Source organism: Clostridium sulfidigenes, from assembly GCF_052067195.1.
Lineage (GTDB): Bacteria > Bacillota > Clostridia > Clostridiales > Clostridiaceae > Clostridium_J > Clostridium_J sulfidigenes.
Genome location: NZ_JBQHQR010000014.1, coordinates 51,602 through 74,827 on the forward strand (window position 1 = coordinate 51,602; position 23,226 = coordinate 74,827).

Annotated in this window: 25 protein-coding genes; 8 read left to right on the forward strand and 17 right to left on the reverse strand. The window is 29.4% G+C overall.

What is annotated here, in order from left to right:
• Positions 1 to 143: 143 nt before the first annotated feature.
• From ACTNBA_RS14955 to ACTNBA_RS14970, 4 genes are all read right to left on the reverse strand, one after another.
• Positions 144 to 620, reverse strand: coding sequence for a pyridoxamine 5'-phosphate oxidase family protein (locus ACTNBA_RS14955; protein WP_441075056.1), 477 nt, complete (start codon positions 618 to 620; stop codon positions 144 to 146).
• Positions 621 to 692: 72 nt separating this feature from the next.
• A complete protein-coding gene (locus ACTNBA_RS14960; protein ID WP_441075057.1) occupies positions 693 to 1,310 on the reverse strand; it encodes a DUF6273 domain-containing protein in 618 nt (205 codons plus the stop codon).
• A gap of 351 nt (positions 1,311 to 1,661) precedes the next feature.
• Positions 1,662 to 4,103 (reverse strand): PEP/pyruvate-binding domain-containing protein, encoded by a 2,442-nt coding sequence (locus tag ACTNBA_RS14965; protein ID WP_441075059.1) that lies wholly within the window; start codon positions 4,101 to 4,103, stop codon positions 1,662 to 1,664.
• A gap of 439 nt (positions 4,104 to 4,542) precedes the next feature.
• Complete coding sequence (locus ACTNBA_RS14970; protein ID WP_441075060.1) at positions 4,543 to 5,352, reverse strand: DUF1189 domain-containing protein; 810 nt, start codon at positions 5,350 to 5,352, stop codon at positions 4,543 to 4,545.
• A gap of 325 nt (positions 5,353 to 5,677) precedes the next feature.
• On the opposite strand from ACTNBA_RS14970, the gene ACTNBA_RS14975 reads away from it, so the two are divergent.
• The gene (locus ACTNBA_RS14975) at positions 5,678 to 5,779 is read left to right on the forward strand and encodes a putative holin-like toxin (RefSeq protein WP_035134660.1); all 102 of its coding nucleotides are present in this window, start codon (positions 5,678 to 5,680) and stop codon (positions 5,777 to 5,779) included.
• A gap of 273 nt (positions 5,780 to 6,052) precedes the next feature.
• On the opposite strand, the gene ACTNBA_RS14980 is transcribed toward ACTNBA_RS14975, so the two are convergent.
• Together ACTNBA_RS14980 and ACTNBA_RS14985 are read right to left on the reverse strand one after the other, a co-directional pair.
• Positions 6,053 to 6,367 (reverse strand): TfoX/Sxy family protein, encoded by a 315-nt coding sequence (locus ACTNBA_RS14980; protein ID WP_035134657.1) that lies wholly within the window; start codon positions 6,365 to 6,367, stop codon positions 6,053 to 6,055.
• A 58-nt stretch (positions 6,368 to 6,425) separates the two neighbouring features.
• On the reverse strand, positions 6,426 to 7,130 hold the full coding sequence (locus ACTNBA_RS14985; RefSeq protein ID WP_441075062.1) for an alpha/beta hydrolase: 705 nt from the start codon (positions 7,128 to 7,130) through the stop codon (positions 6,426 to 6,428).
• Between the two features lie 534 nt (positions 7,131 to 7,664).
• On the opposite strand from ACTNBA_RS14985, the gene ACTNBA_RS14990 reads away from it, so the two are divergent.
• Positions 7,665 to 7,826 (forward strand): hypothetical protein, encoded by a 162-nt coding sequence (locus ACTNBA_RS14990; protein WP_441075109.1) that lies wholly within the window; start codon positions 7,665 to 7,667, stop codon positions 7,824 to 7,826.
• Between the two features lie 187 nt (positions 7,827 to 8,013).
• On the opposite strand, the gene ACTNBA_RS14995 is transcribed toward ACTNBA_RS14990, so the two are convergent.
• Positions 8,014 to 8,541, reverse strand: a complete 528-nt coding sequence (locus ACTNBA_RS14995) for a GNAT family N-acetyltransferase (protein ID WP_441075064.1) — start codon at positions 8,539 to 8,541, stop codon at positions 8,014 to 8,016.
• 420 nt (positions 8,542 to 8,961) lie between these two features.
• On the opposite strand from ACTNBA_RS14995, the gene ACTNBA_RS15000 reads away from it, so the two are divergent.
• Positions 8,962 to 9,123, forward strand: a complete 162-nt coding sequence (locus ACTNBA_RS15000; protein ID WP_441075110.1) for a hypothetical protein — start codon at positions 8,962 to 8,964, stop codon at positions 9,121 to 9,123.
• 189 nt (positions 9,124 to 9,312) lie between these two features.
• Here ACTNBA_RS15000 and ACTNBA_RS15005 read toward each other — a convergent pair whose 3' ends face one another.
• The 4 genes from ACTNBA_RS15005 to rlmH form a co-directional block, all read right to left on the reverse strand.
• On the reverse strand, positions 9,313 to 9,567 hold the full coding sequence (locus ACTNBA_RS15005) for a hypothetical protein (RefSeq protein ID WP_441075066.1): 255 nt from the start codon (positions 9,565 to 9,567) through the stop codon (positions 9,313 to 9,315).
• Positions 9,568 to 9,633: 66 nt separating this feature from the next.
• The gene (locus ACTNBA_RS15010; protein WP_441075068.1) at positions 9,634 to 10,248 is read right to left on the reverse strand and encodes a helix-turn-helix transcriptional regulator; all 615 of its coding nucleotides are present in this window, start codon (positions 10,246 to 10,248) and stop codon (positions 9,634 to 9,636) included.
• 560 nt (positions 10,249 to 10,808) lie between these two features.
• Positions 10,809 to 11,405 (reverse strand): GNAT family N-acetyltransferase, encoded by a 597-nt coding sequence (locus tag ACTNBA_RS15015; RefSeq protein ID WP_441075069.1) that lies wholly within the window; start codon positions 11,403 to 11,405, stop codon positions 10,809 to 10,811.
• A 353-nt stretch (positions 11,406 to 11,758) separates the two neighbouring features.
• Entirely contained in the window at positions 11,759 to 12,238 is a 480-nt protein-coding gene (gene rlmH / locus ACTNBA_RS15020) for a 23S rRNA (pseudouridine(1915)-N(3))-methyltransferase RlmH (RefSeq protein ID WP_035134602.1), read from the reverse strand.
• 312 nt (positions 12,239 to 12,550) lie between these two features.
• Between rlmH and ACTNBA_RS15025 the strand changes: the two genes are divergently transcribed.
• Complete coding sequence (locus tag ACTNBA_RS15025) at positions 12,551 to 13,408, forward strand: fused DSP-PTPase phosphatase/NAD kinase-like protein (RefSeq protein ID WP_441075071.1); 858 nt, start codon at positions 12,551 to 12,553, stop codon at positions 13,406 to 13,408.
• Between the two features lie 125 nt (positions 13,409 to 13,533).
• Here ACTNBA_RS15025 and ACTNBA_RS15030 read toward each other — a convergent pair whose 3' ends face one another.
• The 6 genes from ACTNBA_RS15030 to murA form a co-directional block, all read right to left on the reverse strand.
• Entirely contained in the window at positions 13,534 to 14,868 is a 1,335-nt protein-coding gene (locus ACTNBA_RS15030) for an FAD-dependent oxidoreductase (protein WP_441075072.1), read from the reverse strand.
• Positions 14,869 to 15,169: 301 nt separating this feature from the next.
• A complete protein-coding gene (locus tag ACTNBA_RS15035) occupies positions 15,170 to 15,811 on the reverse strand; it encodes a lactate utilization protein (RefSeq protein ID WP_441075074.1) in 642 nt (213 codons plus the stop codon).
• 124 nt (positions 15,812 to 15,935) lie between these two features.
• Positions 15,936 to 16,433 carry an SEC-C metal-binding domain-containing protein gene (locus ACTNBA_RS15040; protein WP_150844347.1) on the reverse strand — a complete coding sequence of 166 codons (498 nt, stop codon included), beginning with the start codon at positions 16,431 to 16,433 and terminating at the stop codon, positions 15,936 to 15,938.
• Positions 16,434 to 16,516: 83 nt separating this feature from the next.
• A complete protein-coding gene (locus ACTNBA_RS15045) occupies positions 16,517 to 17,107 on the reverse strand; it encodes a GerMN domain-containing protein (RefSeq protein WP_441075076.1) in 591 nt (196 codons plus the stop codon).
• A gap of 141 nt (positions 17,108 to 17,248) precedes the next feature.
• Positions 17,249 to 18,034, reverse strand: a complete 786-nt coding sequence (locus ACTNBA_RS15050) for an MBL fold metallo-hydrolase (protein ID WP_441075077.1) — start codon at positions 18,032 to 18,034, stop codon at positions 17,249 to 17,251.
• Positions 18,035 to 18,074: 40 nt separating this feature from the next.
• Complete coding sequence (gene murA / locus ACTNBA_RS15055) at positions 18,075 to 19,331, reverse strand: UDP-N-acetylglucosamine 1-carboxyvinyltransferase (RefSeq protein WP_150844350.1); 1,257 nt, start codon at positions 19,329 to 19,331, stop codon at positions 18,075 to 18,077.
• Between the two features lie 340 nt (positions 19,332 to 19,671).
• On the opposite strand from murA, the gene ACTNBA_RS15060 reads away from it, so the two are divergent.
• The 4 genes from ACTNBA_RS15060 to ACTNBA_RS15075 all read left to right on the forward strand — a co-directional run bounded on the left by ACTNBA_RS15060 (position 19,672) and on the right by ACTNBA_RS15075 (position 23,204).
• On the forward strand, positions 19,672 to 20,220 hold the full coding sequence (locus ACTNBA_RS15060) for a hypothetical protein (RefSeq protein ID WP_035134591.1): 549 nt from the start codon (positions 19,672 to 19,674) through the stop codon (positions 20,218 to 20,220).
• Positions 20,221 to 20,353: 133 nt separating this feature from the next.
• Positions 20,354 to 20,785 carry a DMT family transporter gene (locus ACTNBA_RS15065; RefSeq protein ID WP_150844352.1) on the forward strand — a complete coding sequence of 144 codons (432 nt, stop codon included), beginning with the start codon at positions 20,354 to 20,356 and terminating at the stop codon, positions 20,783 to 20,785.
• Positions 20,786 to 20,897: 112 nt separating this feature from the next.
• Positions 20,898 to 21,788 (forward strand): selenium metabolism-associated LysR family transcriptional regulator, encoded by an 891-nt coding sequence (locus ACTNBA_RS15070; RefSeq protein WP_035134587.1) that lies wholly within the window; start codon positions 20,898 to 20,900, stop codon positions 21,786 to 21,788.
• Between the two features lie 144 nt (positions 21,789 to 21,932).
• The gene (locus ACTNBA_RS15075; protein ID WP_441075078.1) at positions 21,933 to 23,204 is read left to right on the forward strand and encodes a S8 family serine peptidase; all 1,272 of its coding nucleotides are present in this window, start codon (positions 21,933 to 21,935) and stop codon (positions 23,202 to 23,204) included.
• Positions 23,205 to 23,226 lie beyond the last annotated feature (22 nt).

Sequence of the window (23,226 nt, forward strand, 5' to 3'; positions counted from 1 at the left end):
GTTATTTCCACTTGCAAAAATAGCCTTAGGCATTCGTATCAATGCCTAAAGCTATAAACCACACTTGGTCTTAATTGAATATTTATAATCAGGTAGTGTAATTTTTTTGATCTCAAGTTATAAACTGTTTATTCTTTACGGATTTATTTCGCCGTTTTATTTATATAATCAATTTCATACTGATATTCACCGTATTTTTTTTCGTTGTCAGTAATCGTACCCTCTGTTAGGGAGATGCGCAGGACGATTGAGTCCGGATTATCTTCGTCGCCAACTTCATCGAACCAATCGAAAATTTTTTTGAATTTCGCTCTGATTTCCGCATTCTTCTCGTCCTTGACCCAACCGAGATTTTCAGCCGTACCTTGGAACGCATACCAATCTAACCCACAGACAGAAACCTGGTTGTTCTTCTCAATTTGTAGCATTTTACTTTTTTTTGCATCCGTAGAAACATAAAATACACCGTCTTCATAATAAGCGCATACCATACGGACATCAGGACGAGGATTACCGGCAGCGCTTGAGGATAGTGATATTGTCGCAAGGGCAATAACTTCCTCTTTGCCATTTCCACAACGTTCCTCCATAAGTTTCATTGCATTTTCATACTTGCTCATTTTAATTCTCCTTTAAATTTAATTATTCTATTCTGTAATTATAGTAAAGCCACTTTAAAAGTGACCCAAGATTTACAATTCAAGCTTTAGCCACAAAGCAGGACGAACACCGCCTGTACATTTGCCATCACTGATGTTACCTTTCAATATATTGTTGCCTTGTATACCTATATTACCGTCAGTCCCGAAGATGTACACGGCTTTTACATTAACGCGACCGGGTGATCGAAGCCACCACCACCAACTCCCTTCTTTATCCAGAAGTTTTGCTATTCGCTTACTGTTGTTTTCATCTTTTCTTTCAAACCAATATCTTTGGTTTTTTCCTCGGTTATACAGTTTTGAAGTGCTATCACCAAAATATTTGCACACTTCCTCAATGCTTAATAAAAATATACTGTCTTCCGTATCTGCTCCGCCCTTTGAACCATACCACTGATTATCAAGATTTTTATTTATTACCGGAATTATCCTTGATTTATCAGTTGCGTTGAATTTGTCATAAAATTCACCATTAAGATATTTTCTTAACGCGCAGTCAGCCCATGTTATATCTTTATAAGCATCATGGTAAGGGCGTTGTTCTATAATATTTTCGGTTATAATCAAAGCCGTATTGTTTTGTATGTCAAGCACACGCCAATTATAACCGCCCAATGATAATACTGAGTGGATTTTAATATCTTCCATTTAAGCACCTCTTTCTTTGTAATAGTTAATCTACCTTACCCTTCGAACTTATTCTTAAGCCTTCTCCTTAATTGGAAACAGTAAATCAAGCTGTAAATCTTCCATTTTATCTTCCTTTTATACAAAATTATAAAAATTCAACGTTTCTTCAAATCCTTTCCCCGCAATCGTTTCCACGATGTCCAACGTTGGGAATCCAATCATTATCATATTTATCGCTTGAGTTAACTCATTTTTTAATTAATTTATATTTTCTAAGAATTGATTAATAATTATTATATCTCACATAAATGATTTGGTAAATCATTTAAATAGAAAAATTTATCAACTATGTTAATAATTGATTTACTTCTACAGCTCGGATTTTATGATTTTAACTTCACCTGTAAAACCATCTAACTGAACTTCATCTCCATCCCTAAAGATGCTCATTGCATTTTCTACATTATATAGCACTGGTATATTCAGCTCCCTAGCAAGGATTCCCATATGCTCAAAAGGCGACCCTACTTCTACAACTATGCCTATTACATGGTCAACTATGAGCTCAAGTTCTCCGCATCTTGTGAATGGAAGTACTAAAATGCTATCTTCATTTAAATAAACAGGCAATCCGATTTTAACCTTTCCTTTAACCTTTTTTCTTAGGCCTGGAATCCCTTTTAAAATAATATCCTGTTCACGTAATTTTCCTATGCCATTTTCATCATTTTGATTTTTATAATCTGCCTTTTCAACAGGCGCTTTTCCGATAATAGGAGGTGCTAACAGCTTTTTTTGATAAGTAAATAACCCTTTTCTTTCATTAATAAGCTTATTATAATCCCTACCTTGTAATAGTCCTTCCTTCAGTTCATTTACGGTAAGAAAATACATGTCTCCTTTATGCTGAATTTGTTTATTTCTTATTAATACTTTTTCGGCCTCAGTAATAGCCAATCGAAGATATGATCTTGTCATTCGCTCAAAATAGTAATGATGATTATCTCTTGCTAAATATGCTTTTTCTGCTAATTCAAGCTTACTTAGAAATTCTTGAGAATCTTCTTCTCCTAATTGGCTTAGTATAATGGATTTAATCCTTTTTTTATTTTCTAAAGATCTTTCAATAGACCTTTTAAAGCTGTCACTATTAAACTTTAGAAATCCACGAATGTGTCCTATTACTTTGTACGGCGCTTCCATTAATATAGGCTCTGGATAGTCACTATTGATATCACATTCCAAATTACAAATTCCGTACAAAGCAATATAATCATCTATTAATTTAAGCAGCTTTTTGCTCTCTGGGATATTTTTAAGCCTAGCATACAAAAGTTCATCATGCCTACAGTCTTTAAAGATTTTATTTAATACGAGATTTGAATTCACCTCATCTGCCATCTCAATATAGAATCCTCGTTCTTTATTTAATATACTGATATTAAATACTAAATCATATAACTCCTCTACACTAAGATCATTGTGTATTATTCTGCAGTATTGCATAAAATCCTCTAAATAATCACATCTGTGAGTAACTGGTTGATGCTTTTCTGCTAAGTATTCCATGTACTGTAATGACTTGTCCAAGAACTCTGCTACTTCCCTTTGAGACAAGTCTCTAAATAAATATTTATCCAGTTCCTCTTTCAATATCAATAATTCCGGCAGTACTACATCTTGGAATATATTTTGATTTTTAACATAAAACTTATTTAATGAACTTAAAAAGCTTTGCTTTTGTACCTTATGATTTGGCATTTCCTTATCTCGATAATACCAATATCCATTATGAATACAGTACTCTGTATAAAATTCTTCAAGTCCAGTGTCATAACATCCTCTATTTAATGCCTCTCCCAGGATTATGTTAATCTCATTAATTAACGATTCCAAAGGTTTTTCCCCTTCTCTATACCAAATATAATTGCCCTCATTTTTATCAGACCAAATAATTTCAAAGTTTTTTTCTTTAAAAGTTGTTATAGGCCTAGCTTGAAGAATATATATATCTTTATTTCTGATAGTCCATTCGATATCTTGATATTTACCGAAGGTTTTCTCAATTCTTAATGTGCACTCATATAGTTCATTTACTAAATTCTTTGGCAGAAAGTTACTGTCCTTCGGAAGCTTCTCTTCAAGTATGGCTCCACATTTTTTATAGATTTTATAAAAAGCTGAATTTGCTTTACCGCTAACATAATCTTCACATAAGCCTTTTACAGCATTAATATGCATTACTTCTTCATCCATATCAATAGTATCCACAGAAAAGTTTACTCCAGAATAGCAACCTTCAACGAATTGCTGAATTATTATACACATTTTTAGCTCATCCAAATTTAAATTTTGTTTTATGAAATATGCTATTACCTTATCACTAAACAATGAAGCATAACACTTCTTTATTGCAGTCTTAACTTCTTCAAAAGTATTCAATTTAATAAATGAATCGAACATTCCTGCCATGCTATAGTTATCGCTGTCTTCACACAGAGCAGAGGATCTTACTACATATTTCAGTCCCCTGCCTTTTATACAATTGAAAAATTTAAGTAACCCCCTCTCCATATCAGGAGAAAATGAACCTTTTAATATTACTTTGCATATTTCTGCATTATAAGTTAAATAGTCTCCAGCACTATAGGAAAAGTTATTATATTCAAGAAACCGCATGAAAAATTCTAAAGATAATGCAAAGCCAATTGGAACCTTTTCTCCGCTTCCTATTAACTCTCCTAACGCACTTGCTTTAGCACCATACTGTACCTTGTCACTTTCTCTTAACTCTGCTAACATTGACAACATAATCAACACCTCAATTTCAATTTATAAATTTCCTAACCAACGAAATTAATTATATTGATTTAGGTTGGTTATTACAAATGTACAAAATACATCCAAATAGGATCCATATATATTATCTACTTAACACTTATTATTTCAAGCTTTTTAACATATTATATTGACAAACCACTGTTTTTTCTATATAATATATTGACTGGTTATGAGATAACTATAATGTAAATCCAATTACAATATGGACTATATATCTTCAATTCTGATTAACGTAGAAAAAGCTACAGATTTTTATACAATCTGTAGCTTCATTTTTTAACCTTAATATACTTTTCATTGCATATCTTAAAGGGAATTTTAATACCCTAAACATATATAATATAGAGAGTCATGGTTACTTATGGTACCATTAACCAAAATATTTATGACATTAACCTTTTTATTTGATTTATACACCTAATGAAATATTATTCTTAGAACTTTTTAGTTTGTTTAGTGCAAAGCCAATATAAATATAAGCTATAGTATGATATACTAACCAATAGAAACTAAAATGTTCTATACTTAAAATTTTCAAGATTGTATTTATTATAAGCGGAGTAGTTAGTGCATAAATGCTTAATCTATACAACTGTCCATATTTCAATTTTGTTTTAAAAATTCCATTGATTATAAGGGCAAATAGAGCTAAAAATAGAGAGCTTAAGAGTCCACCCAAGAAATACCCAAGGATATTTACAATAAAAATAAATGGTATAATAATCTTTGCATAATGGAAGTAGCTATATGCTATATCTTTATTTATGGTTAATCCTTGTAATGATTTAAATTCGATTACTTGAGTTTGTAATTGGTTCTCTTTTTGAATCATTTTATCTTTTAGTACTAAAATACCTTTACTATGAGAATCTAGAACATCAGGATTAGTGCTGTTAGTTGTATCTATAATAATATAATTATCTTCATCCTCTGATAAAACCATTGGCATAACGCCCTCAACACTTAACTCTCCATTTATAAGCTCAAAGTTTGGACAATTATCATTATATATTTTTATAAACTCTGATATGCCATTATTAACCTCAATAGATCCTCTTATAGATCCAATAGCTCCAAGAAACAACGATATTAATAGCAAATATATTACTGCCTTCCCAGTAGTTTCTTTTAACACATTCTCATAATGCGCTATTCCTTGAATGCTACCTATTATTTTCTTCCAAAAACTTAACTTTATTTTTTCTGTGTTATCTTCCATAAAATCCTCCCAAATATATAAATATTTCTAATTATATATTTATTCGATAATTTTAGGACAATTCCTCTTTGCGCTTAGAAAAGAGCTACATCATTTATGGTATGGTTCTCCGCAACTATTATAAATGAGGTTTTCCCATTTTATTGTTCTGTATATATTCTAGATAGAGGAAACTCACTATTCACATACGTTCATAGGAGTAAGTTCAATTAACTAAATCATAGATTTAGAATTTCACTTATGGTATAATTCTAAAGTACAATTTTATAGCTAACTGTGGGCTACTGGTATCACTTACCTCTTTTATGAAGGGAGGTGATACTTAATGAGTAATGACGTTTTAATGTTACTATTTACTGGTGGATTATTTTTATTAGCACTATTAACATTTATGGTGTTACTTATAGATAAAATATCAAAAAAATAGTAGCCCCACGCGCAATTTGGAAGCTACTATTTTTATTACCATAAAAATATGTGATACCAGTTGCCTAAGCAACTAGAATTGTATATAGTAGAGTGTTAGCGCACTCTACTTTTTTATTATCTGCATTTCTTATTTAGCTTTGCATAAGTTCGATTAACTAAATCATAGATTTAGAATCTTATTTATATTATATCAAACTTTTATCAAAAATAAACCTAAATAATTTTTTCTATTTAAAAATCTTTAACTAACACATAAATTAGAATTCAAAAATTACTTTTTTACTTTTGGAGCAGGAAGTTCTTCATACATTTTTGTAATCAGTTGATATAGAAACTCTTTATTATCAACATCGTCAACCAAAAACATTGGTTTTGCCCCATCATAAGGCAACTCTTCAATTGCTCCTAGCATCAAGTGTCTACTTGTCTTGGTTATCTTAACCAAAAACCGGTCATCGTATATTCCACCAAAAATTTTCCCTCGAAAATATAAAATATATTCTCCCATCATTTTTCTGAAGGAAATATCGTCCAGCGTATCTAATTGCCCAATAATAAAATCTAAATACTCTTGACTAGAAGCCATATCTTATCCCACCTTACAAATTTACTATTTATATTACTGAACCTTAAATGAGAACTTGTTAATCAATATGCTTTTGTAACCAATGCTTGAATTCATTCAACTGTTCTTCTGTATGAAAGTAATGTTCTCCTTTATCCATGATTTCTAATCCACAGCAGTATTTTTTAACAAAATAATTAATAGTTTCAATTTCACACAACTCATCTTTAGCTCCATACATAATATTTGTATCTGTATTCCATGTATTAATAGGATGTTGCTTTACATAACATAAATAATCCCAATACAACTTTTGACCAATTGGTGTTTCTATTGTCATTTCCTTTTGCAACCGCTCTGGTGTTACATTAAAACAGAGCATCATATTTTCAATAATTCTTTCCATATTAACTACTGGTGATAAAAATAATGCCTTTCTTAATACATCGTTTTGATACGCTAAAAGGCTAAAATAAGCTCCCATACTACATGCAAACAAATTTACTTCTTTCCAATGTTCTTTTGCATAGTTCATAATTATAGATAACTCATTAACACAAAACTGTACTTTGCAAGGAATACCATCACTTTTTCTTTCACCATGCTCTGGTAAATCAAAACTTAATACTTGATAACCTTTTTGAAGTGCTTCTTCAGCTAAAATTTGAATTACAACATCTTCCTTGTCTGACATATTTCCATGTACTGCAATAAAAAGTTTTTCACTCTTTTCTCCCCACAAAACTGTAGGAATATTAGTAATTTTAAATTTATCTTTAAACATATTTCCTCCATAATTTATAGAGGTAAACCCCTCCATAAAAGTTCTTTATTTTTCTTGTTTTTCATAATAAACTCCTCCTTTCACAGTTAATTCTATATAAAGTATGTTAACTGCAAATTTACTATTTATCTCTTCCTCAAATTTATTCTTAATTATATTATAACATATTTTGTTAAATTTTAATTACTTATGATACGGTATTTTTAGTTATAAAAATAGCCTTAGCCAAGTAATATCAATGGTTAAATCTATAAACCTCACTTGGTCTTAAAGGAAACTCGACTCACTTCGTTCGCTGAGTAAGTTCGCCTAACTAAATCAAAGATTTAGAGGCTTACTTATGGTACGGTTCCCCGTAACTACTCTAAGTGAGGTTTTTTCATTTTATTCTTGTGTATATATTCTACATAAATATGGTATAATTCTAAAGTAATATTTTGAAATCCGTAGTGGATGGCTGCGGAGGTTTTGAACGTTTTATCCTCCTGGGCTATTGGTGAACTATTTCACCATAGCTAGGGGGTGGTATTGGATATGTTTGATACTTTTATAAAATGTATATCTGTTGTTTATGTAATAAAATTAGTTTTAAAGCATAATCTTTTTATACATCATTTAAAAATTAAGATTAAGTTTCTTGGTCTTGATATAGAAGTTAAAAGCAAAGAAAAAAGTGCTCCATCCAACGAAGATTAGCACCTTTTCTTAATTAACGTTATTAATTTCATCCAATAGCCCTAAAACAAAATAAATGTTCTAAGGATTAGCTTAGTGTTCTCAGCACTAAGCTTTTCTTATTTATATTATATCAAATTTTTATAAAAAATAAACATATATAACTTTTCTCTATAAAAACTTTTTAACTAATAAATAAATTGGAAATTTACAAATCTATCCAATATCGTTCAATAATACAATTCTCATCTTCAATTAATACTTCATTCTCTATTTTTCCACCTTGAGATAAAATAGTTTTCTGAGAAGCAAAATTATCATTATCACAAGTTAATAAAACTCTATTAATACGTAATATGTCCTTACAATAAATTAATGCTTGCCTTAATTCTTCTTTTGCATATCCCTTATTTCTTTCAGACTTTCTTACAGAATATCCTATATGACCACCATATTGTAAAAGATAATCATTTAAAAAATGCCTTATTTGTATCATTCCAACAATACGATTATCACTTTTCGTAATTGCTAATAATTGTGTTGATGTAACTTTTCTTCCATCTACTTCTTCTGTTTCATTCAATAATGACTTTTCAATATATTCTTGTGGTGAATTCGAATTTCTTAAGAAACCTGTTCCATCCATTGATTCATTATTTTTAATAAACTCATTCTTATATGAGAATATGTCATCACCATATTCTATTGATACTTTCTTTAATACCAAATCTTCCATAAAATCACCTCTATAAATTTCTATTTGTCTACTACTTAAACTTGCTCCTAATTTTATTATAACATATTTTGTAAATATATCCTTACTTACGATACGGTATTTCCACCTGCAAAAATAGCCTTAACCAAGTAATATAAATGCCTAAAGCTATAAACCTCACTTGGTCTTAAAGGAAACTCGACTCACTTCGTTCGCCTAACTAAATCAAAGATTTAGAGGCTTACTTATGGTACGGTTCTCCGTAACTACTTCAAATGCGGTTTTTCCATTTTATTCTTGTGTATATATTCTTCATAATTATGGTATAATCTTAAAGTAATATTTTGAAATCCGTAGTGGATGGCTACGGAGGTTTTGAACGTTTTATCCTCCTGGGTTATTGGTGAATTACTTCACTATAACTAGGGGGTGGTATTGGATATGTTTGATACTTTTATAAAGTGTATATCAGTTATTTATGTAATTAGATTAATTCTAAAACATAATCTTTTTATACATCATTTAAAAATTAAGATTAAATTCCTTGGTCTTGATATAGAAGTTAAAAGCAAAGAAAAAAGTGCTCCATCCAACGAAGATTAGCACTTTTTCTAAGATTCATAATTTATAACATAAATCTAATTCAATAGCCCTAAAACAAAATAAATGTTCTAAGGATTAGCTTAGTGTTGACGCACTAAGCTTTTCTTATTTATATTATATCAAATTTTTATAGAAAATAAACATATAAAATTTTTCTCTTTAAAAATTTTAGTAATATAAATTGAAACTTTACCATAAATCTCGATCTATATCATTTCTTGTGAGAACCTCACTGTTTTCATGAGGATAAATACACAATACGCTATCTAAAAATTTAATTCCACAAAAATACTTACATATTGAAGTTCCTTTTACAGCACATTTATGGTCCTTTGTACTTTCCGCAATATTCCACGGGCATTGAGTCTGGTTCCAATCAACTCCCTCACTTGCCAAATCTATGTCCATATTTCCACCACTTAATGCTTTTACTCTATCATCCATATCAGTACCTCTTTCATAAATTTAGAATTTATAAGCTTCCTATTATGTTTATATAATTTCTAATCTCTATTCCGACCACTCCATCTGAAAATCTGGTATACCTTGACTACGACATTTTTCAATAACATTATTCTTTTCTTCAATATTTCCAATCGTATACTTTAAAACAAGTCCTCGAAAAACAATATATTTTATATTATTCTTTTTGAAATCAACAAACCAGTTACCACCTTTATTCTCATCATTAATCAAAACCTTAGAAAATTTTTCAGGTAAATCTATTACATTTGATGAAAAAGTGATTGCAGTCCAGTAACGTGGAAAACATTCTGTTTTCCACAATTCAATTTTATTTACATTAAGACAGTCCAAAATTTCTTCATTATCGATACTTTCTTTAATTAGAAGTCCTTCATATATCCCTTCATTGTCATTGGTAAGCGACTTACCGCATGATTTCTTTTCTTTTACTCCATCCACTGATAACTCATCTTTCAATAGCACATCAATTGTTACTCCAAATATATGGCTTAATTCTAATAACTTTTCTGTCTCTGGTAATGAAATATCCATTTCCCATTTAGAAATAGACTGCCTAGTAACTAAACATTTTTGAGCTAACGTTTCCTGTGACATTCCGTTCTTGTTCCTTAAATATTGAATTTTTTCAGATAATTTCATTGCTATTACCCCTTTCTAATTAGACAACAATATAATATCAATAACCTTCCTATATTTCTACCAACTTGAAAGTTCTGTTTAGCAACCACAACGTGCATTCCCTGATTCTTTTCACCCTCGGTATCATAACATACTTTGTAAATATATCCTTACTTACGATACGGTATTTCCACCTGCAAAAATAGCCTTAACCAAGTAATATAAATGCCTAAAGCTATAAACCTCACTTGGTCTTAAAGGAAACTCGACTCACTTCGTTCGCTGAGTAAGTTCGCCTAACTAAATCAAAGATTTAGAGGCTTACTTATGGTACGGTTCAGCATATCGCTATCAAATGCGATTTTTTCTTTTATTACTACTTTACAATAACTAAATCTTGGCATAAAAAAAGACGCATATATTTATGCGCCTTATGTTCCAAGGTTTCGTGATTCACAACGTGTGTCATTATTCAATAATTCTAGCCATGATGCCAACCCGCTGTCATACAAAGAAATCTGTGGAATCTTCGGTCCATCTCCAATTCAATAAGTATAAATATAAGTGTATGAACAAAATCTTTACTCAGGTTTTTTACTGTTCAAGAATAAAATCATATAGTATTCATCAGCATAAGTTCCATCACCATATTTCAATGCATGTTTCTTTGTACCATAAATCTCAAAACCTAAACTTTTATACATCGAAACAGCACGATTATTTTGAGCAACAACTTCAAGCTCAAGTTGTTCAACACCCTTTTCTTTACACCAATTAATACATTCCTGCATCATTTTCTTCCCAATTCCTTTATTCCAATAATCCTTCATCACTGCAATACCCATTGCTGCTCTGTGAAGATACCTTTTTTTATTTTGAATTAATCCAACTGAACAATTCGCTATAATTCTACCGTCTAATTCTGCAATTAGAAAACGGATATTCTCATCGTTCGTACAATTCTTAATAAATTCTCTTTCTTGTTCCACTGTGAAATTAAATTCATCAGATTCACGTGCCAAGAATTTAGTTTCACCATCAACAGTTTGCATTTGATTTATTAAACCTTGTGCATCACCTGGTTCTGGAATTCGTATAATAAGTTGTTGACCCTCGTTTAATAAGTACTCTTTTCTGTAAAGTTCCTTAGAACCCTCATTATTTTGGTGGTTACCCATAATAATTTCCCCCGCTTCTTAATTATTGTGTCATTGATAATATCGCTAATATCACTTTCCATGTAACCACCTCCTCTTATTATTAACTATTATACTATATCTATTTAGGTTATGATAGGTTCAACGACATATTATCCTAAATTTATTTTTTTAGTAAATATTATACTAGTTTTAGTAAAGGTACTTGAAAGGATATTTCACTTGGATGTAGTTGAAAAAGCATCCATAAGTATTATAAATAATTCTAAACTTATGCATAAGAAAAAATAACTGATAATTAATCGAGATTTTCATGTCGGAGGCGAGGTTTCCCTTACCACAATGCCTTCGTCCAACTTTAGTAAAAACCTCATTCACTTATGGTACGGTTCACCCTTTATTATCCTATATCCCCTATATATCTGTTCTAGAAGCATTACTCTGAACAATTGATGGGGAAAGGTCATTTTAGAAAAACATATTTTGTAATTAGCTCTTTTAATAACTTGATCTGATAGACCTAAGCTTCCTCCTATGATAAAAACTAAATTAGAGTTTCCTTCTAATCCACAGTTATCTATGAAATTTGCAAATTCTTCAGATGAAATTTGTTTTCCTTTTAAATCCATGGCTACAACATAAGCATTATCTTTAATTTTTGATAATATGCTTTGCCCTTCTTTATCCTTTATTTGAAGTTCTTCCTTTTCTGATGCATTATCTGGTGTTTTCTCATCTTGAAGTTCTATTATTTCAAGCTTACAGTATCTTGATAATCTTTTAGAATATTCATCTATGGCATCTCTTAAATATTTTTCTTTTATTTTTCCTACAGTTATTAATGTTATATTCACTAAACATCCTCCTAATTTTTTAATTTAACTAATAAGTTCATAATACTATTTGAGCAGTAAAATCTCTGAAACCCGCATGAACAGAACAAATAGTTAACTATTTATATAGTTATATAGTTTCATAGTTAACTATTTTTCTAGTTTTATAGTTCCATATTTAAATAGTTTTATATTAATCTATTTGTATAGTTTTACATTAAAATATACTATCACTACACCAATAATACCTATATTTTACTATGAATAATTTAGAATGTCATAGGTAAAATTATAATAGATACTAATTAAATATTATATAGGTGGTGTCTAAATATGAAAAAATTTTTAAAGATTAATTTATTTGCTTTTTTAACTATAATTCTATCCTTTAATTATGTTGTATGTTATGCTACTCCTATTCCAGATGTAAAGTTAACAGTTGATTCTCCAACTGCTTTTGAATTACCAAAATATTTTAGAAAGAGCACAGATAAAATTACTCCTTCAGAGAATATAAATTTGTCTGGTCTTGATAAGCTTAATATTTCTGGTAGTGGTCAATTTTCTAAAACTGGAGTTCCTTTAATGAAGGAGTCTATAGGTAATGTGCCTATAACTATTATTGACTTAAGAGAAGAATCCCATGGATTTATTGACGGTATTCCTGTAAGTTGGCAAAATGCTAACAACGATGCAAATAGAGGCTTAACAGTAAATGAAATCATTGCTGATGAAAACTCTAGATTAAAATCTATTCCACTTAATAAAGCTATTGCTTTAGAGGGTTTTAAAGATGTAATTATACCTTCAAAGGTTCAAAATGAAGCTGAGCAGTCTGAAGCTTATTCATTATCTTATATTCGTATTCCTGTAACATATAAAAATTTACCTACAGAGACTATGGTAAATTATTTTATGGAAGTTGTAAAAAATCAACCTGAGGGCAGTTGGCTTCATTTCCATGGCAATGAAGGACTTGAAAGAACTACGACTTTTATGATAATGTACGATATTATGAAAAATTGTAAAGAAGTTAATCTAAATGATATTATTACTCGCCAAGTCTTATTGTCCAAGATGGATAAAAATACTAGTGATAAATTTTATTCAGGAGAAGTTTATAATTTTTTAAATAATTTTTATAATAATTGTAAATCCAGCGAATCTAACTCTAATAAACAGATTTCATAGAAACTTTAACTATTATCTCCTTACTTTTATTAAATTTATCAAAGTAATCTATTTTACTATAAAAATAACTCACCATATTAATTATGATGAGTTATTTTTAAATTATATATAATATAACTTATATATTACTTTAGTGCTTTAAGAGCTACAGTATTTAATAAGCTCCATGGTTTATTAAAGTGTGGTTGGAAAAAGAAATCTGTCATTGCCAGTTCTTCTATGGTCATGTTATTTTGAATTACTACAGATAGGGTATTCATGTGTTGAGTTAAATCTTCATCAGAAATAATCTGTCCTCCAAGAATTCTTCTTGTAGCTTTGTCATAAACAAGCTTTATGGTTGCTTCCTTATAGGTTGGCATAAATTCTGGTCTATGATTTTCACTAACCATTACTGAGTCAATCTCCATAGATGTGGTTTTCTTAGCAACCTCTTCTGTTAAACCTGTTGATGCTATACATTTATCATATATCTTTATTCCTGAAGTACCTTGGGTTCCCATATACTTAAGAGCTGGGTTTACTAGATTTTTAGCAACTAAGGTTCCCATTCTTACAGCATTAGTTGCAAGAGGAATATATCTCTTATCCCTTGCTGGATTATATTCTACAACACAGCAATCTCCAGCTGCAAATACATCTTTAACACTAGTTCTCATATATTCATCTATTATTATTGCTCCATTTGGAAGAGTGTCTAATTTTCCTTTTACTAAACTTGTACTTGGTATAAATCCTATGCAAAGTACTACTAAATCTGCTTCATGACTTCCTTTATCAGTTACTACCTTAGATACTATACCATTTTCTCCTTCAAACCTTTGAACTTTTTCACCTAAAGCTAGTTTTACTCCACGGTTTTTAAATTCATTCTCTGCTATTTCTGTAAATTCTTTATCAAGATACTTACTCATTATTCTGTCTTCTGCATCAACTAGGGTTACATTTTTACCTTTCATTTCAAAGGCTTCAGCAAGTTCTACCCCTATATATCCAGCTCCTACAACTGTTACATTCTTAGCGTCAGCTGATTTCTCTATAATTGTTTTTGCGTGACTATAATTTTTACATAGTAATATATTTTTTAGGTTTCTTCCTTCAAAATTAGGAACTATTGGCCACGATCCCAAGGTTAAAATTAATTTATCATATTTTTCTTTTACTATATCGGCAGTCTTTAAATTTGTAGCTGTGATTATTTTTTCATCCATATCAATATCAGTTACATCATAATTCATTCTCATGTTTATACCAAGGTTATTTAAATTTTCTGGGGAATTATAAAATAATTTTTCTGGTTCATTTACTACATTAGATACACTTAAAGCAATTCCACAAGAAAGGAAAGATATATTATCATTTCTCTCATAAACTGTAATCTCACTATCTGGGTAAAGTTGTTTTGCATTTACTACCGCTGCTGTTCCTGCGTGTGTACATCCTATTACTGCAATTTTCATAATACATGACCTCCTATAATTTACACCTAAATAAAATTTATTCTTATATTATATTCTAAAAGTTATTTAATTATAATCTCATAACAACGTTTGTTATTTAACAATCATTATCTAATAATATTTTACCTCAAATATCAATTTATTCAACCATGCTATTAGTATATATAGATAGATAAGCTTTCATTCTCTTAATCTTTCTTTAATTTTCATTATTTTTCATATAGTTATAAAAAGTGCTTTAGCAAAATATTTTAGACTAACTTATTTTGCCAAAGCACTTACTCTAATATTCGTATTTTAATTAATATCCTAATTCCTCATTCAAGAAAATTACATGTATTCTATCCTTATTTCCCTGTCTTCTTATTATAGTATATTCATTGCATATTCTCTCTTCACTTGAACAATCCATACAATGGCCTACCTTTACACAAGGAGTAACTCTATTTAATCTTTTGCAATTTGCAGGTGCTGATACTCTTTCATTTCTCTTAATGGCTTCTTCAATATTCTCTACAATTTTATTTATTCCTGCTATGATTATTACTTTATCTGGACCATATAACATAGCTGCTACCCTATTTCCATTGCCATCTACATTGTATAGCTCTCCTTTTTCTGTAATTGCATTAGTACTAGTAAAATATATATCAGCAGAGAAAGTGTTTCTATATAATTTTTTCAAATCATCCTTACTTAACCCATCCTCATATCTGTCTAGGAAATTATATTTTCCACTTCTTAAATAATCAATAACTCCAGTTTCAAATAGGCTCATTGAACCACCACAACTTACTGTATCACCATCATTGGTAAGTTCATTAATTTTCTCAATGAGTTCTTCATGACTATTTACTAAATAGCCATTCATACCATTCTTTTTAAGTGAATTAATTGTACTATTAACCCTACTTTCCTTTAGCCATATCATATTTTTATCCATAAACAATCCCCCTGTAAATTTATCATATAATTAATTATATCATAGCCATATATAGAATATCTTACAATAATACATATATAAAAAACCCTAATGAATAAAAAATTCACTAGGGCTAATGTTTATATTATTTTCCGCAACATTTCTTGTACTTTTTACCACTTCCGCATGGACATGCATCATTTCTACCAATTTTAACTTCATTTATTACTGTTTTTGATTCTCTCCAAGTTTTTTGTATCTCTTTTCTTTTTTCTGGTGAGAATATTCTATCCCATTGTGATAATGTATAAAGATAGTCTGCTTTAGAATCAAGCATATTGAAGTATAGTTTTTCATAATCTATTTTGAAGCTAACTTCTGAATCACTTTCTATAGCTTCAAGATCTAATTCTTTATCTATACTTTCATTTATTCCATCTAAGAATCCCATAAAGTAAATTTCATTAACGTCAAATTCTTTAACTAATTCAGAGAACTTTCCACTAATAACACCGCCATCAATTGCTAAGGCTTTTGTATATATTGATTTTTCAACCTTTGCATACTCTTTCCAAAATGCAGGTTCTCCATTTTCTTTTACATACTCTACAACATAATTTGTCCAATTGCTATATATGCTCATGTTATTTTCTCCTTCTTTATAACAAAATTTGTTTATCTATTTTATTAATTATAATAAATTTTTATTTATCTTTCAATAATATCTTATTTTGGTATTTTTAAAGTAATTATTTCATCCTTAGTAAATGGTTTTGATATATTATAGTTTCCACCTAAACTTTCAACACCTTGATTATTTACTGTAATCATTATTTTACTCACAGATTTCAGCTGACTCAAAGAGTTTGATATAGACTTAAGTATTGTTACTTCTTGAACTTCAGACATTTCAAACATAGCTTCTGGGCTTAAATTAATATTTGCTATGCCATCCTTAATAGAAAAACTTAAAAGCCTTGTTTCCTTTGGTAAAATAGGCTTGCTTTTTTCACTAACTTTAGCTGGCCCTTTGATGAGTTCTTGCATGATCATCTCACCTATTAAATCCTCACTATTAATTAGTCTCTCTTCCTTTATAAGTTCGGACTTTTCAGCATCTCCTCCAAAATATAAAGTTATATCAATATAGCCATCATCCTCTGTAGCTCCTTTAGTATTTTCAAGTTTCTCTTTACTTATTATACTTGCCTTATCTTTCTTTATACTCATAGTCTTTGTAAGGTAAATTCCGCCTACAACTAGTGCTATTACAACTACTGTTATTGTTAATACTAAACTAAAGGTCTTCTTTTTCATTCTACACCTCCTATTACTAACCAAACTTTTTATTCGATGACTACCCACTCTAGTACTACCATCTTCTTCAAAGTTGGAGTAAAGAGTGGCTACATCCCTGTATAAGGATTTCTAGAGCTTCAAAGAAGCTAAGAACTCTGTTTATATTTCTGATAATATACTATGCCTATCTCTATTGCACATTTTTAATTCTATATCTTTTTCTACGCTAATATTGTTTTCCCTTAATACACTTGCTACAGTTTCATAAGCAAGCTCCGGATAATTATTTGTTTTACTTAGATGCCCTAAGTATATAGTTTTATGATTTCCTTTTAAAATATCTACTATAGCTTTACCACAATCTTCATTGGATAAATGTCCTTTTGCACTTAGTATTCTTTGCTTTAATGGATATGGATATGGTCCAAATTTAACCATTTCTATATCATGATTACTCTCTATTAAAATCATATCACTATCTTCTAGTGCCATTTTTACTTCTATAGAAAAGTGACCTAAATCAGTAGCTATACAACATGATTTTTTAGATCCATGTACTCTATAACCTCTAGGGCATGCTGCATCGTGAGGTATAGGAAAATTCTCTATGGTCAAATCATTAATTTCAGTAAACTTACCATCAATTATTTTTATATTTTTCTCCTTAATACTTCCAATTTTCCCATCCATGGCTTCCCAGGTGAGACTTGGTGCATATATAGGAATATCATATTTCCTTGAAAATACTCCGGCCCCTTTAATGTGATCTGAATGTTCATGAGTAATAAATATACCATCTATAGAATTAGGATTTATACCTATGTCCCCTAATTCTTTATCGATAGCCTTTCCTGGCATTCCCACATCTACTAGAATGTTACTATTGTTTTCTGATACAAATATACTATTCCCACTGCTACCACTAAATAATGGGCAAAATTTCATAATTATCTCCTCAATCTAGTATCTAAAATACATATAAAACTTATATATTTACTCTTCTAATATCTGCACCTAAAGCTTTAAATTTTTCTTCTATATACAAATATCCTCTATCTATATGCTCAATGCCTTCAACTTCAGTTTTTCCTTGGGCTGAAAGACCTGCAATAACTAAAGCTGCACCTGCTCTTAAATCTGTAGCTTTAACATTAGCTCCAGATAAATTTTTAACTCCATCTATTATAGCTATTCTACCTTCTATTTTAACATTTGCACCCATCTTCTTTAACTCATCTATATGCTTAAATCTTGATTCATATATACTTTCATTTACAATGCTTCTTCCTTGAGCCATAGTTAAAAGAGTACTCATTGGCTGTTGTACATCTGTTGGAAATCCTGGATATGGTAAAGTCTTTATATTTACACCTTTAAGGTTATTTCCACTTCTAACTATAACTTTATCCTCATCTTCTATAACTTCTACACCCATTTCCAAAAGCTTTGCTGAAATAGATTCTAAGTGTTTTGGTATTACATTATTTAATGTAACATCTCCACCACAAGCTGCTGTTGCTATCATAAAGGTTCCAGCTTCAATTTGATCTGGTATTACTGAATAATTACATCCTGAAAGTTCCTCTACTCCAGTAATCTTTATTACATCAGTTCCAGCACCTTTTACATTTGCCCCCATAGTATTTAAGAAGTTGGCCACGTCTACTACATGTGGCTCTTTTGCTGCATTCTCTAAAACTGTAGTTCCTTCCGCAAGAACCGCTGCAAGCATGATATTTATAGTAGCACCTACGCTAACTACATCAAAATATATAGTTGTTCCAACTAATTTTTCTGCAACCAGATTTACTGCACCATGTTCTATGGTAACTGTAGCTCCTAAGGCTTCAAATCCTTTGATATGCTGATCTATTGGTCTATCTCCAATAGGGCAGCCCCCTGGAAGTTCTACTCTAGCTTTTTTAAATCTAGATAATAATGATCCTAATAAGTAATAGGATGCTCTCATATTCCTTACTTCTGGGATTGTAGCATTGGTTGTTACTATATTTGTGCTATCAATTTTTATTGAATTACAACTTGATTCTACCTTACATCCTAAATATTCTAAAATAATTTCTAAACAATTTATATCTTCTATATTAGGAACATTCTCTATTGTACAAACTCCCTTAGATGCTAAAATTGCTGCTGGTAAAATTGCTACAGCTGCATTTTTTGCGCCATTAATATTTACATTTCCAAATAATGGATTGCCTCCATTTATAACTAATTTTTCCATACAGGTATCATCCTCACTATTTATATAATGTCCATACTTTACATATGTTAACTTAATTCCATGTCTATCTATATCTATGTCAATTAAACCTAATTTTTAAATGTTAAAATCTCATAATTATAATTATATCACAATGTTCGTATATTTTAATAAAAATTTTAAATTTATAAGTGTAATTTTTAATTTTTATTTTTATATACATATAAAAGTAAAAATATAATTAACTATATATGTCTATTATAACCTATTATTATATGTTATAATACTGTTAATTGTAGCGTTAAAGTATTTTATAATGATATAATACTTTATAATAAAAATCTACATTCGGGAGGAAAAAATGAAATATTATTTAGTTGCATTGGTGGATGATAAATCTGTTGATGACATTATATCTATCCAAAAATTTTTAAATAAGAAATATAAGTTGTATAAAAACATATCTAATTTGTACATTCCTCTAGGTTCTGTCTCTAATACAGAGCTTGATAAATTAGATGAGATAATCTCAAAAATTTTATCTCCTTATAAAAAATTTAAAGTTGGAATTGATAATGACATTTTCATTAACGATACATCTAATACCGTAAACTTAAAAGTTAAAGATAAAGGATACATAAACAAGATATCTAGAAGCATGTTTGATATGTTTAATACTCATGGTATAAGTGTTAAAGATTTCTCAACCCTATCCTATTTTAACATGCCTATTTCTAATGCTAATAACGCAATTAGAAAGGCTTATTCAAATAATTTATTTACCTTAGATGAAAATAAAGATAAAACTGATTTGTTTAATTTTACTAAGATAAATAAAATCGAGATTTGGAAACAACTCAACAATAGAAGGGATACCTTAGTTAAAAGTTATGATTTAAAAGAGTTTTAATATTAAAAACAATTTCTTTTCTATGATTTTAACTTTATAATTAATAAAATTAAGCGAAGATATACCCCTTAAATTTTAAATAATTATATCCATATTAGGGTAAGCTATCTTTAAAAGGATGGTGAAAGTTTTTATGTTGGGTATAATTTTCTCAATAATTGCAGGGGTAACTATGAGTGTTCAAGGTGTATTTAATACAGAACTCTCAAAAAAAATTGGACTATGGGAGACCACAGTATTAACCCAAGCTATTGCACTTATAACTGCCCTAATAGTGTTATTCTTTGCAGGTGACGGTACCTTTAGAAATTTAAAAGATGCTAACAAACTTTACCTTTTGGCCGGAGTATTGGGTGCTGTTATTACGTTTACAGTAATTAAGGGTATGTCTAGTCTTGGTCCGGCTATAGCTGTAGCAACTATTCTTATTGCCCAACTTATTGCAGCTGCACTTATCAATCACTTTGGTTGGTTTGGCTCTACTGAAGCTGGATATGGAATACGAGAATGCATCGGTGTTGTCATAATGATAGCTGGAATTATAGTTTTTAAATGGAAAGGATAGCTTCTATCTTTTCTATTTTTTCGTAAGGAGTTTTAACAGTTTTCAAATAGAAATCTTTTTTTATATAAATCGAATTATTAAATCTTAAATTATTATTAATAGGAGGTAGACTATGGATTTCAAACAATTAGAAGCATTTATTACAGTGTCTAAACTTAGAAGTTTTTCTAAGGCTGCAAATGCTATTTACCTATCTCAACCTACTATAAGTTCTCATATTTCTAGTTTAGAAAAAGAACTTAATATTCAATTATTTGATAGAACATCTAAGGAAGTTAATCTTACACCTGTAGGCGAATCTTTTCTACAATATGCTAATGATATTATAAATTTAAGGAATAATGCTATCACCGATCTATCTAATTTCAATAATAATATTACTGGTGTCTTAAACATTGCTGCTAGCACTACGCCATGCAATTCCTTACTCCCTACTCTTGTTTCAACCTTTAGTGAACTCTACTCAAATGTTAAATTTAACATTAAAGAACAAGGTTCTGTATCTATAATTAAAGATATTATAGATCTTAAATGTGAAATTGGTTTAGTTGGTACAATCATAGATAATTCAAAAATAAATAGTTATAAGATAATGGAAGATGAACTTGTTATTGTTTCTAATCCTAAATTAAATTTACCTGAAACTATTTCTATTGATGATTTAATAAAATATCCTTTTATAATAAGAGAAAAGGAATCTGCCACTCGACATACTTTAGAGGCTCAGCTTCATGCTAACAAAATAGATCCTAAGAAATTAAAAGTTCTTTGTGAGGTAAATAGTGTACATGCTCAACTTAAACTTATTAATCTAGGATTAGGAATTTCTATAATTAGTAAAAGCTTATGTGATGATGGTTTTATTAGTGGTAACATGCGTATAAGTCGAGTAGAAAATGTAGACTTAAGAAGAGATCTCTTCTTAATAGTAAGTTCTAAAAGAACTCTTACTCCTATTGCAAGAGCATTTTTCTCTATGTGTAAGAACATATATAATTTATAATAAAATATATAAAGCTTTAAAAGCTAAGATTAGAATATAAGAATTCTTAATCTTAGCTTTTATTTTTACAATAAATAAAAGCTTTAACAAATATTTTTAGTTTACATATACTAATAAGTGTAATAAGTATATAAGGAGTATTTTATGCTTTTTAATAAAAAACTTGATCCGACTCTTAAAAATATGATGGATAATGATATTTATAATAGATATAGAATAATAATTAAATATGGTAGTATTAAAAATTCAATAGAGAAAAACATTAAATCCTCAAAAGGTGAAGTCTTGTATAATATTAAATCCTTGCATTGTTTATGTGTTCTTGCTACCAAAAGAGCTATTAAAAGAATTATAGAGCTTCCGGAAGTCAAATATATATGCATTGACGACATAGCATTTTTATGCAACAAAAATATCCTTCATGCCAATGGAATTTTTTTAGACAATAAAAGATTTGAAGTGTTAAAAAATAAAGAGGTTTCCGGTAAAGGCATAGGTATTGGTATTATTGATAGCGGCGTGTATCCACATATAGATTTATCTACCCCATCAAATAAAGTAAAAAAATTTATTGATATAATTAATGGTTCAACATACCCTTATGATGACAATGGTCATGGGACTTTTATTTCTGGATTAATATGTGGAGAAGGTACAAATAAAAAAGTAAAACAACATGGCATTGCTGTTAATAGCCATTTAGTTATGGTAAAAGCCTTTAATAAGCTTGGTAAAGGGTATATTTCAGCTACTTTATTTGCTTTGGAATGTTTATATAATAGTATTGATGAATTTAATATAAAAATAGTATGTGCACCTTTTGAAATAACTACTTTAAATAAGTTTATTTTATCTCTATATGATAAAATTTTTACTATACTTAGAAATAAAAACATAATAATAGTTGTACCTTCTGGTAATAATGAAGATAAAGAAGATACTATAAAAGGTATTGCTCTATCTGATAAAGTGCTTACAATAGGTGGAATAGATACAAATTCTACTTATAAAATAAGTGATTATTCCTGTTGCGGCTCTAATAAAATATTAAAAAAACCTGATTTTGTTGCTGCCAGTGATGATATTATATCTTTAAACACTGACTGTAATTATATATCTGAGAGAGATGGTGAAAAAATATATCCCCCACCTCTTACTTCCCCTTATACTATTCGTAGTGGAACCTCTATATCCTGTGCTTTTATAGCAGGTATCTGTGCACTATTATTTGAAATAAACAACGAGTTTACCTTTGATGATATATATACTTTATTGAGAATAAATTCAACCTTAATAAATGATAAAAAATATAAACAAGGTAATGGATATATAAATATTAACAACTTAATTGGAACTGATTTGTCTTCTATTTTAATTAATAAGGATAATAAAAATAAGCATAAACATAAAAAGTAAAGCACCCTCATTTACATGGGTG